The 12,024-nt window shown below is 61.8% G+C and carries 10 protein-coding genes; 6 read left to right on the plus strand and 4 right to left on the minus strand.

The window, feature by feature from the left end; translation table 11 throughout:
• Position 1: 1 nt before the first annotated feature.
• Positions 2–874 (minus strand): branched-chain amino acid ABC transporter permease, encoded by an 873-nt coding sequence (locus tag GO488_RS15910; protein ID WP_162318832.1) that lies wholly within the window; start codon positions 872–874, stop codon positions 2–4.
• 1 nt (position 875) lies between these two features.
• Positions 876–2,003, minus strand: coding sequence for an ABC transporter substrate-binding protein (locus GO488_RS15915; RefSeq protein WP_241692955.1), 1,128 nt, complete (start codon positions 2,001–2,003; stop codon positions 876–878).
• A gap of 224 nt (positions 2,004–2,227) precedes the next feature.
• On the opposite strand from GO488_RS15915, the gene GO488_RS15920 reads away from it, so the two are divergent.
• The 4 genes from GO488_RS15920 (at position 2,228) to GO488_RS15935 (ending at position 7,773) form a co-directional block, all read left to right on the plus strand.
• Positions 2,228–2,986: an ABC transporter ATP-binding protein gene (locus GO488_RS15920; RefSeq protein WP_162318833.1), complete on the plus strand. Its 759-nt coding sequence runs from the start codon at positions 2,228–2,230 to the stop codon at positions 2,984–2,986.
• Positions 2,983–3,711, plus strand: a complete 729-nt coding sequence (locus GO488_RS15925) for an ABC transporter ATP-binding protein (RefSeq protein ID WP_162318834.1) — start codon at positions 2,983–2,985, stop codon at positions 3,709–3,711. Before GO488_RS15920 ends, GO488_RS15925 begins: the two co-directional genes overlap by 4 nt.
• A gap of 2 nt (positions 3,712–3,713) precedes the next feature.
• Positions 3,714–4,532, plus strand: coding sequence for an enoyl-CoA hydratase/isomerase family protein (locus GO488_RS15930; RefSeq protein ID WP_162318835.1), 819 nt, complete (start codon positions 3,714–3,716; stop codon positions 4,530–4,532).
• Between the two features lie 160 nt (positions 4,533–4,692).
• Positions 4,693–7,773: a DPP IV N-terminal domain-containing protein gene (locus tag GO488_RS15935; protein WP_162318836.1), complete on the plus strand. Its 3,081-nt coding sequence runs from the start codon at positions 4,693–4,695 to the stop codon at positions 7,771–7,773.
• Between the two features lie 383 nt (positions 7,774–8,156).
• Here GO488_RS15935 and GO488_RS15940 read toward each other — a convergent pair whose 3' ends face one another.
• Positions 8,157–9,536: an amidase gene (locus GO488_RS15940; RefSeq protein ID WP_206674423.1), complete on the minus strand. Its 1,380-nt coding sequence runs from the start codon at positions 9,534–9,536 to the stop codon at positions 8,157–8,159.
• 308 nt (positions 9,537–9,844) lie between these two features.
• On the opposite strand from GO488_RS15940, the gene GO488_RS15945 reads away from it, so the two are divergent.
• Complete coding sequence (locus GO488_RS15945) at positions 9,845–10,453, plus strand: GNAT family N-acetyltransferase (RefSeq protein WP_162318838.1); 609 nt, start codon at positions 9,845–9,847, stop codon at positions 10,451–10,453.
• A 108-nt stretch (positions 10,454–10,561) separates the two neighbouring features.
• Entirely contained in the window at positions 10,562–10,963 is a 402-nt protein-coding gene (locus GO488_RS15950; protein ID WP_162318839.1) for a universal stress protein, read from the plus strand.
• 442 nt (positions 10,964–11,405) lie between these two features.
• Here the strand turns inward: GO488_RS15950 and GO488_RS15955 are convergent, their stop codons facing one another.
• The gene (locus tag GO488_RS15955) at positions 11,406–11,900 is read right to left on the minus strand and encodes a universal stress protein (RefSeq protein ID WP_206674424.1); all 495 of its coding nucleotides are present in this window, start codon (positions 11,898–11,900) and stop codon (positions 11,406–11,408) included.
• Positions 11,901–12,024: the final 124 nt, after the last annotated feature.

Consider the following 12,024-nt stretch of genomic DNA (forward strand, 5'->3'; position numbering starts at 1 on the left):
CTCACGTCGCCTCCGGGTTGCCGAACAGTCCGGCCGGTTTCACGAGCAGGACGGCCGCCATCAGCAGATACAGGAGCGCGTCGGTGAACTGCGGCGCGAACATCGGTCCGAACGCGTTGAGCATTCCGACGATGAACGCGCCCACGACGGCACCGCGATAGCTCCCGAGCCCACCGATGACGACGATGGCGAACGCCTGGATGATGACGCTCGCGGCCATCCCCGGGTCGACCGCTCTCGCCGTCCCCAGGAGGACGCCGGCCAGTCCGGCGAGCACCGCGCCGAGGACGAAGACGGCGGTGAAGACGCGATTGACGTCCGTCCCGAGCGCGTCCACCATCTCCGAGTCGTGCGCGCTCGCCCGCATGACGATGCCGAAGTCGCTCTGGCGAATCGCCAGCCACAGCGCCGCCGTGACCGCGATACTCACGCCGAGCACGAACAGGCGGAACAGGGGATACGAGAACAGCACCAGGTCGACGGACCCGTCGAGGACCGCCGGCGTCGAGATGTTCTGTACCTGCCCGCCCCATATCTCCGTGACTAGTCCGTGGAGCATGATGGCGAACCCGAACGTCAAGAGGATGTGATAGAGCGGATTCCTGCCGTACAGCGGCCGTATCGAGAAGTACTCGATGAGGCCGCCGAGGAGACCGACCAGTAGCGGCGCGACCAGGAGCGCGGCCCACCAGTTTCCGGTCACCCCGACGACTGCGAGACCGAAGTACGCGCCGAGCATGTACAGCGACCCGTGAGCGAAGTTGATGACGTCCATCATGCCGAATATCAGCGTCAGGCCCACGGTGACGAGCACGAGGGTCATCCCCATCTCGAATCCGAGCAGCGCGGTCTTCGCGATTCCCTCGAACACCATCTTACAGACTGCACCCCCAAGTCGGCCCTTCGACCTTCGACAGCGTCTCGACCACTTCGTTCCGGACGCCCTCGTTCGCTTCGACGACCTGACGGATATCCATATCCATGATCGGGTCGTGCGTCGAGGACCTGAACTTGAAGTAGCCGCGCGGGCTGTCCAGTTCCTTCCCGGAGAGGCTATCGACCATGGTGTCGGCGTCGGTACCGCCGGCCTCCTTGACCGCCATCTCGGCCGCGAGCCCCGAGTCGTACCCCTGACAGGCGTACACGTTCGGCGTCGCGTCGAACTGTCCCGAGTACGCGTCGACGAACTCCTGGTTCCGGTCGGACTGCTTCGTCGGGGTGTAGTGGAGCAGCGAATACATGCCGAGCGCCGCCTTCCCCTGTGCCTGTAGCGTGTCGGCCGAGAGGAGGAACCCGCTCCCGGTCTGTGTCATCGTCTCGTTGAGGCCGAAGGAACTGAACTGCTTGATGTAGTTCACGGCGTCGCTTCCGGCGAAAAAGGAGAACACGGCGTCCGCGCCGCTGTTCTCTATCTCCTGGAGGAACGACGAGTAATCGGACGTTCCGAGCGGAGCGCCGATCTCGCTGACCACGGTCCCGCCGATGCTTTCGAATTCCTCCCGGAAGAGGTTCTTCGACTGCTGTCCGAAGGTGTAGTTCGCGTACGAGAGGACGACGTTGTCCGAGACGTTGTTCTTGACGAAGGAAGCCAGCGGCGCGCTCGTCTGCCACGTGTTGAACGAGGTGCGGAAGTGATACTTCGTGCAGTTGTCCTGTACGAGTTTGTAGTTGCCCGCGTTGGCGTTCAGCCAGATGGCGCTCCCGGTGCCGGCTATCTCGGGTTTCATCGCTCCGGCGACGGCGCTCGAGACCGGACCGACGATGAAGTCGACGTTCTCGGACTGGAGGAACTCCTGTGTGATGGACGCGCCCGTCGACGGGTCCGCGCCGGTGTCCTGTCGGACGTATTCGACGGTCCGCCCGTCGATCTCGCCGTCCAACTGCTGGTCGAGGCGGAGCTTCACGCCGTTGACGATACTCTCTCCGAGGAACGAGTACGTCCCGGAGAACGGGAGGACGAATCCGAGCTTGACCGAGTCCGAACCACCCCCGCCGCCCCCCATACAACCGGCTACCGATGCGCCCGCGAGAGCGCCGGTTCCGGTGAGAAATTTGCGACGACTGTACCCCTCGCTACGCGTCTCATGAGGCATGCTCTCCGATGGCATACTGTGTCGAACGCATACTGCATGAATATATGTTACGGTTACGTCAAGCATCGCGTTAGCCGATCTGCTGTGCCTATAGGAGGGATAGATTTTTATAGGCGTAAGGGTCTGTAGTTGGTATGGCAACGCCTCTCTTGGCGTTGGACAGCGTTTCGAAAAAGTTCGGAGAGATCCAAGCTGTCGACGGGGTCACACTCGATATCCGCGAGGACGAGGTGACCGCCGTCATCGGCCCCAACGGGGCCGGGAAAACGACGCTGTTCAATCTGATCACCGGCCGATACGGGCTGACAGACGGACACATCGAACTGCGCGGGGAGCGGATCGACGGGCTCGAACCCCAACAGATAGTCCGACAGGGGCTCGCGCGCTCGTTCCAGATCACGAACTTCTTCCCCGACCTGACCGCGCTCGAAAACGTGCGGTTGGCGTCGCAGGCACAGCGAACCGGGCTGACGCCGGGAGCGTTACTGCGCCACCACAACGACGACCCGGAACCGCGCGACGCGGCGAGGGAGGTGCTGAAGCGTCTCGATCTCCTCGACATCGCGCGAGAGCCGGCCAGTTCGCTGGCGCACGGACAGCAGCGCCACCTGGAAATCGGCATCGCGCTCGCCTGTGACCCCGACGTCCTCGTCATGGACGAACCGACGGCCGGGATGAGCCCGGACGAGACCGTCGAGACGCGAGAGCTCGTCGAATCCCTCGCCGAGGACATCACCATCGTCATCGTCGAACACGACATGGACGTCGTGATGCGCGTCGCCGACCGCCTCGCCGTGATGGAGAACGGGTCGCTGCTCACGGCCGGGCCTCCGGAGACGGTCCGGGAGGACGAACGCGTCCAGCAGGCGTATCTCGGGGGTGAGACGGCGTGACGGTGCTCGAAGTGGACGGTGTGAACACCTACTACGGGCCGAGTCACGTGCTCCACGACGTTTCCCTGGACGTCGACGAGGGGGAGATCGTCGCCCTCATCGGGCGAAACGGGGCCGGCAAGACCACGACCCTCCGGTCGATAATGGGCGTCACGCCGCCCAAGGAGGGGACGGTCCGCCTCCACGGGGACGACCTACAGAATCTCAAGCCCAATCAGATTCGACGGCGAGGGATCTCTTGGACGCCCGAAGATCGTCGCGTCTTCCCCGATCTGACCGTCGCCGAGAACCTTCAGATTGCGAACCGAGTCAAGGCTGACGGCGACGGATCGAACCGGGGAACGACGTTCACTATCGAAGACGTGTACGACAGCTTCGCTCGCCTCGACGAGCGCCGAGGCCAGCGAGCGGGAACGATGAGCGGCGGCGAACAGCAGATGTTGGCGATCGCGCGCTCCCTCGTCGGCCCCCCGGTCGAAGTGCTGGCGCTCGACGAACCGTCGGAGGGGCTCGCACCGCAGATCGTCGACGACGTGCGCGGCATGATAGAGCAGTTGAACGAGCGCGGCATGACGATCCTCCTCGTCGAACAGAACGCGCACCTGGCCCTGGAGTTGGCGGATCGAGCGTACGTGCTGGAGACGGGCCACATCGAACTGACGGCACCCGCCGACGAGCTGTTGGACGATCAGGACGTGCTCGAAACGTATCTCGGAGTCCGATGAACATGAGTCTGACCGACGGAGAAACTCGACGATACCACGACACTGTTCGAGCGGACGTAGATACCGACACGGGCGTCGCGTGGCTGGTCATGGAGGCCGACGAGAACGACGTGAACGCGTTCACCGCGACGAGCGTGGACGCGCTCACCGAGGCGGTGACCGATCTTCGAGAGGACGTGGAGTGCCTCGTCCTCTACGGGGAGCGCGATTTCTCCGTCGGTGCCGACCTGATCGACGTACAGGATACGCCCCAGGAACTCCGCCCGCCGAAGATAGACAACACCGCGGCGGCTTCGAACCGGTTCATCCAGACGCTCCGGTCGCTCGACGCGCCGGTCGTCGCCGCGGTCGTGGGGACCGCCGCCGGCGGCGGCCTCGGGTTCGCGCTGGCCTGTGACATGATCGCCATGCAGGAGTCGGCGACCCTAGACACGGCGTACGCGCGCATCGGCCTGACGCCCGACAACGCCACGCCGTTCTTCCTCACGCGCGCCGTCGGGCCGTATCAGGCGCGTGACCTCCTCTTCGACCCGCGGCCGATATCCGCCGCCGAAGCCAAGAACCTCGGCATCACCGACCGAATCGTCGGCGGGTCGAACGCGGAGTTCCGCGACGAGGTGTCCGAACTGGCGAGTCGGCTCGCGATGGGCCCGACGGACGTCTACGGAAAAATCAAGACGCTGGTCGATAGCTCGTTCCACTCGCGACTCGACGAGCATCTCGAACTGGAGCGGGACATGATAAGGGACGCGAGCGAGTCCGATACGTTCGACGAGGGACTGAAAGCGTTCGCCGAGAAGCGCGATCCGGACTGGGAGTGACGACTTCGGAGGCCATCAGGTCGCTCGCCAGCGAGTAACTCTCTGAAGCTCTGACGGACCTCGACGCCACAGGACGATGCGGATATGATGGGGTTCACTGGGGTTCGTGAAATCATATTTAGATAATATTTTTAAGCCCATGTTACGGACCCACAGAGGCATGTCGGACGACAGCAGTCCCGGCGACGAGCGGTTCGTGCACAGCCGTCGCAACTATCTGCAGGGTCTCCTCGGGGGGAGCGCAGCGATGGCCGGTCTGACCGGCAGCGGTTCGGCGGCCGTCGACGCCGACGCGGGCGACGTCAGCGAAGTGACGGTGACCGCGACGGAGGGGACGAATATCGCGGCCACGATCTCGCCCGACGCCGAGACGATCGTCGTCGATCACGCGGGGGTCTTGTTCCGCCTCCCGGCCGAGGGGGGCGACGCGGAGCAATTGACAGACGTCGAACTGGAGCCGGCGCGTCCCGACTACGGGCCCGACGGGGACCGCATCACGTTCCAGGCGTACGCGGCCGGCAACTTCGATATCTGGACGATGGCTCCGGACGGGAGCGACCTCCGCCAGTTGACGGACGACTTCTGGGACGACAGGGAACCGAAGTGGTCCCCGGACGGGTCCGAGATAGCGTTCTCGTCCGACCGGGGCGAGGGCTACGACGTCTGGACGGTCGACGTGGCGACCGGGGAGCTGCGGCAGTGGACCGACACCGATACCGAGAACTACCAGCCCACGTGGTCCCCTGACGGGACGGAGATCGCCTACGTCGCGGACGGCGATGCGATCGAAGCCGTCGACCGAGAGGGGGACCGGCGCACGCTACACTCGGCGGAGGCAGACGCGGAGTTCTACTCGCCGTCGTGGTCGCCGGTCGGAGCGGCGGAACGGGTCGGGTACATCCGCGAACGGGACGCCGACGGGAGCGCGAGCCGGGTCGATCTGATGGTGTCCGGGGAACAGATCACCGACGGCCAAGACGTGTTCCCCTTTAGTCCGGACTGGCTATCCGCCGACGAACTCCTGTACAGCGGCGACGGGGACATTCGGGTCGCGAATCTGGAAACGGGTGAGACGTCCGATATCCCGTTCCGCACCGACTTCGACCTGCCCGTGCTGGACTACGATTCGAAGTCCTACGAGTTCGACGAGCGGAGCCCACGGGAAGTCAAGGGCATCATGACGCCGGTCTTGAGCCCGGACGGCGAGCGAGTGGCGTTCGTCGCGCTGAACGACCTCTGGGTGACGCACGTCGACGGTGACTCGAAGCGGATAACGAACGACTCGGCGTATCAGACGGACCCCGCTTGGTCGCCCGACGGCTGGTACGTCGCGTACTCGTCAGACGAGGCCGGGACACAGGACCTGTACGTTCACGATACGCAGACGGGAGCCGACCACCGGGTGACGTCGCGCGACGGAGAGGCCGCACTGTCGGCGGAGTGGTCGCCGGACGGGACCAAAATCGCGTTTCAGGACCAGAACGGGGCGACTTTCACCGTAGAGGTGGATATCGGCGAGGACGGAGTCGAAACAGGCGAGATCCGACGAGTCGTCGGAGAGCTGTTCGCTCCCAGCAATCCCTCGTGGTCGGCGGACGGGTCGACCCTCGCCGTGGCGGCGCTCAAGACGTACTCGGATCGGTTCCGCGAGGGAACGAGTCAGATCCTGACCGTCGACGTCGAGACCGGAGAGCGGGAGTACTACCCGCCCGGCGAGGAGTTCGAGTCGATTTCGACCAGGGCGGACGACGGGCCCGTCTGGTCGCCCGACGGGCGGTGGATGGCCTTCGTGGTCGACAGCACCCTCCGCGTCATGCCCGTCACCGAAGACGGCGAACCGGACGGCCCGGCGAGACAGATCACGGACGAGATCACGGACTCCCCGAGTTGGAGCGGCGACTCGGGGTGGCTGCTCTACTTGAACAACGGCCGGCTGAAGAAGGTGAGACGCGACGGGAGCGAGACGACGGAGGTTCCTCTCGACCTCGAGTATCGGCCGGACCACCCGACCGGCCGGACGCGCATCTACGCGGGGCAGATGTGGGACGCGACCAGCCCGACCGTTCACGAAGACGTCGTCATCGAGGTGGTGAACAACCGCATTCAGCGGATCACCCCCGACTGCGAACCGCCGGAGAGACCGCACGTCGACGCGTCCGACCTCACCGTCATCCCGGGCCTCTGGGACTGTCACGTGCACCAGACGTTCGAGACCGGTGCCTTCGGCGACCGACAGGGACGCCTCAATCTCGCGTACGGAGTCACGTCGACCGTCTCCAGGGGAGACCTCGTCTATCGGTCGCTCGAACAGCGCGAAGCGCTGGAATCGGGCGCTCGTCTCGGCGCGCGCTACTTCGCGTCGGGCGAACTGCTCGACGGCTCTCGCATCTACTACAACAGCATGCGCTCGGTCACGAGTCCCGAGCAGGTCGAGATGGAACTGAAGCGGGCGATCGAACTCGACTACGACTTCGTCAAGACGTACGTCCGCATGAACGCCGAACTCATGGGCCAGGTCGCCGATACCGTCCACGAGAAGCTCGGCGTTCCGACCGCGTCGCACTTCCTCGCGCCCGGTGCCTTCGTCGGTCAAGACGGAACGACCCACATCTCCGCGACCCAGCGTCTCGGTTTCGCCCGGACGGAGACGGTATCGGGTGAGACGTACGACGACGTCGTGCAGCTCTACGGCCAGGGGGAGAAGTGGCTCGTCACGACGGTCTTCACCTCGAGATTCGTCCTCGCCGACGAGGTGGCGGACGACCCGCGCACACAGCTCTTCGCGCCGTGGCGGCGCACGAGCCTCGCGGACGCCGTCGGCGGCAACGACGAGTTTCCCACGGACCCGGACTGTGAGACGTCGCTCTGTAAGAAGATGGAGACGTTCAAGCGCATCGTCGAGAGCGGTGGAACGGTTCTCGCCGGTACCGACGCGCCGCTCGACTACCTCGGAGTGGGCGTACACGGGAACCTCCGCCCCCTGGTGAAATACGGCGGGTTCTCGCCGCACGAAGCGCTTCTGACCGCTACGCGGTTCCCGGCCGAACACCAAGACGTCGAAGACGACCTCGGGACGCTCGAAGAGGGGAAACTGGCCGATATGGCCTTCATCGAGGGCAACCCTCTGGACCGGATCGAAGACGCGATGAACGTGCGAATGACGATGAAGGACGGTCGATTACACACCGTCAGCGAGCTCGTCGAGCCGTTCGCTTCCGAAGGGGATACCGACGGCTGTTAATCGGTCCGCGGAACGGCGGCCCACTCCCTACGCCCGGACCTGGCGGCCGTCCATATGTCGACAGACGCTGGTTCGGGAGTCGACGGGAGAGTCGATGTCCGGCGAACTTTTCTCTCGGTTGCGGGAGGTCGATATATGGAATAACCCACGTACATTTAATTCCGGGAAAAATATAGCGGAATATACTCTATCGAGCTAGTTCCGCCGCTCACTGGAGATACTACCCTACGAGATGTGGGGAGATAGAATGAGTTCTGAACTCTCGGATAGAGTCGCTCCCCGTTTTGCGTTCGATATCATTTAATAAAAAAGCTTTCGGTGGGAGTCTGGGATCTATTACTAACAGAAGGTTGGTAATTTACTCCAGGAGACATCACCGATATTCATTGAGGCGGATATGCGTCAGACCATGGATTGACTCGTTCAAATCCCGCACTCGCCGCGAACACCCGTTCATCATGGTAACGTGGCCCAATTATTTGGAGACCAACAGGCAAGCCGTTCTCTGTGAACCCAGCAGGGAGTGACGCGTTCGGCGTCGCTGTGAAGTTGAACGGCCACGTTAGGAACCAGCCGAGTGCGCTGGGGCGTTCTTTGCCGTTGATCTCTGGCGGACCGGATACGTATTCGGTGGACGGGGGTTCGATGGCCAGCGTCGGAGTGGCGAGCAAGTCGTACTCCTCAAACAATCGATGAATGGTTTCGTAGAAGTCTGTGATCTGGGCTTGGTGTGCACCAAGTTCAAGTGCACCCATCTCTTGCCCTTCTTCGACCTTCTCAACAATGGACTCCGGCAACTCCTCGCGATGATCGGCGTACATATCGATTCCATGTTCTATCTTTACACCTTCGTTGATGCCGGCCATGGTGACGCTCCAATGATCCATGAAGGCGTCCCATAGTTGGTCGAACGTTTGCTCAATCCCAATCTCTACTTCTTCAACGTTCGCGTCTAACGTCTCGAACGCTTCTAGCGAATCTTCTAAGACGGACTTGACCTTCGGGTCAATCGGGAAAAGACCATCCAGATCGGGGTTATACGCGATGTCGAGATCTTCGATAGATCGGTTCGTAGCCTCGACGTAATCTATGCCGTCATCCGGAAGTCCGAACGGATCTTGTGGGTGCGGGCCGGTCATTACATCGAGCATAACTGCAGCATCTGACACCGACCGGGAGAGCGCCCCCGCTTGGAAGAACGGAGGGGCGACAAACATGTTCGGACGATGTTTGTTCGGTACACGCGTGAACGAGGGACAATATCCAAACACACCACAGGCGGCCGCCGGAATCCGACATGATCCGCCGGCGTCTGATCCAGTTGCGATCGGTACCATCCCGGACGCCACAGCTGCTGCACTCCCACCTGAGGAGCCTCCGGATGTCCGGTTGAGGTCGAATGGAGTCGGCGTTTCACCGATGAGGAGATTGTCTGTTTGACCCTTATGAGCAAATTCAGGGGTATTTGTCGTACCAACGACGATTGCTCCGGCGTCCTTGAGCCGTTGGACAAGGATTGCTGTTTCATTAGCGACAACGTTTTCGAGTGGTTTCGCGCCTAGGGTGTTTGGAACGCCTTCGATCTTCCCGAGAAGGTCCTTGACTGCGATCGGTACACCGTGAAGTGGACCTAGTTTAGCGTCCGTTCGAACAGCCCGTTCTGCCTCTTTTGCTTCCTCCCGTGCTTCCTCTTCGAGTAGAGTGATAAACGCATTGAGGTCGTCTTCTCGTTCTTCGATACGTTCTAAGTGGGCATCGACCACCTCGACTGGTGAAAGGTCCCCTCGTTTGATCCGTGATGCTAGTTCGGTTGCTGGTAGATAACATAAGTCATGAACCATGCAAACTATCATGGTCACTAATGCATGTTAAATCTTTTCCAGTTTCCAGGCTTCTTCCGAATAGGCGTGCATTCTCTGCCTTTTCAACGAGCTGTGTCCGTTTGCGGGGGACACGTTCGTCGAGACGCAGATGCCGGACTGAGAGTGACGACTGTGGGCTTTTGCCCGGGATTCTCAGCCGCTGGGATTCGAGAAAAGCTATACGCCGATCCGCGTCGAACACTCTACGTATGAACGGAGACGTAGACGAACAGGGCGCGGCCTGTACCGGGTGGAACAACTCGTCGTGTGAGGGGACGGAGTACTGTCCACCCCGTTGTCCCCGTTTCGTCGATCGAGCCGGCGTCCCGCGGATCGCTCGCCGCTACGAACCGACGGACTTCGACGCCGTCGTCGACATGTACGACGACCTCGATAGCTACAGTCGAACCCAGGGAATCCCGCCGGCGACGCGGTCGGGGATAGAGAGCTGGGTCTCGTCGCTCGTCGAGAACGGTCTGAACCTCGTGGTCGAAGGTAACGGGCGCATCCTCGGCCACGCTGCGGCCGTTCCGCTCTCTGCGTCCGCGCCCGAACTCGTCATCTTTCTCCACCAGTCCGTCCGGAACAACGGAATCGGTTCGGAGTTGCTCAAACACCTCATCGCACACGCCGACGACGAGAATCACGACGGACTGACGCTCAACGTCTCGTGTGGAAACAGCCGCGCGATCACCGTCTACGAGAACATCGGATTCGACGAGACCGAGCGGACGAAGACCGACATCGCGATGGAACTCTCGATGGACGAGCCCATCGTCGACCGCGTCCAGCTGTTTCCGGCACAGCGAGAGAGCTAGTGCCGCCGTCTCCGTCGTTTCGTCGTCCCCTCGGTGACCGAAAGGTCCAGCCTGTAGACGCCAGTCTTCCCCAGAGGATATAAGCATGATTGGGAAGAACAGGGAGGCATGCTCCGTGAACTAGTCGCGCTTGATACCGCGCTCCCACAAGCCAATGCACAGGCCGCCGCGATCGAAGAGATGGTCCAGTCAGGACAGGAGATGGAGGCCTATCTCCTGCACGTCTTCGACGATAACCCCGAGGGCGCTTCGGTCAGCCAGGTCGAAGCGGTGCGTGAGACCAAGGACCGCCTCGAAGAACTCGGGGTCGAGGTGGAACTCCTAGAGGCGAGCGGATCCCCGCAGAACGAGATACTGCGGCACGCTGAGGAGTACGACGTCGATCAGATCTGTGTCGGCGGCAGAAAACGAAGCCCCACCGGAAAGGCGCTGTTCGGAAGCGTCACACAGGCGGTCATTCTCGGAACGAACCTGCCGGTACTCGTCTGCGGCGGTTCGACTGATACCTGAGCGCTGCTGGAAATCGGACTCTTACTGAACGTCGTCGGCGTCTGGCGAAGTCGAATATTAACTCGGACTTCAAGGGGAGGAGACGCGCCCGTACGACCGATACGTAAACGTTATCGTGACACGAACACCTTATAACAAATTCAAGCGTAGCGAAACTATACTATCTACCCGGTCACGCCGGTCATGCTGACAGAATATTTTCTGGAGCGAACTCGATAGAGCGCCCGTAAACGAATCTCTCACACAGGCTGTCCAGCCGTCGTTCACCGCTATCGCGCCTCCCGAAGAACGCGACCAGGCGAAACGACGAACTTGCGAGCGAGCCTCTCCAGCGGCGAAACACGATTCTCGAACCGAAGCTTCGCCGCCAGAGCGAAAGCGGTTGAGCGCGAGACTATTGATAGTGACCGACCTCGGAGGACCAGCGCACGCGATAGTGCTCTCAGCTATCTCGGACGAACGTGACGGGACACGGCGCCTGCAGTAGCAACGTCTGTGCCAGGCTACCGAAGACGACTTTATCAGCCGGAGTCCGGCGACGCCCGCCGACCACGATCTGGTCGGCGTCGATCTCCGATGCGAGGGCGAGTAGCGCCTCGTCGGGTTCGCCGACTGCCCCGCGAATGTCGTATTCGATCCTCCTATCCTCGAAACGGGAACGCACTGACTGGACCGTCTCGTGTTTAGCGGCAATTTCATCTGCGGAATACTCGTCGAGCAGGTCGTTGTACTCCGGTTCTGAAAGGAGCTGGGGGTAGCTCCCTCCGGATATCGGTGGAATGGTCGGTGTAACGCCGTCCGTGTCTTTGGGAATAGCGTGAGCCACTACGACGGTGGCACCGGTCGGGGCGGCCATTTCCGCAGCGATATCGGCGAGGCGGTGAACTCTCTCCCCGTCAGAGTCGCTAACGGGAAGCAGTATCGTCTCGATTGTCACGTCTGTACCAGTGATCGCCAGATATATCAATATTCACATTTCGAACGGCGGTATTGGCTGTAAAGCACGTAGCTCGATACGTGAGGTCGCCTACTTGGACGAGGGCCGTACTCCCGTGGCTGAT

The sequence above is a fragment of the Haloarcula limicola genome (genome assembly GCF_010119205.1).
In the GTDB taxonomy this organism is placed as follows: Archaea; Halobacteriota; Halobacteria; order Halobacteriales; family Haloarculaceae; genus Haloarcula; species Haloarcula limicola.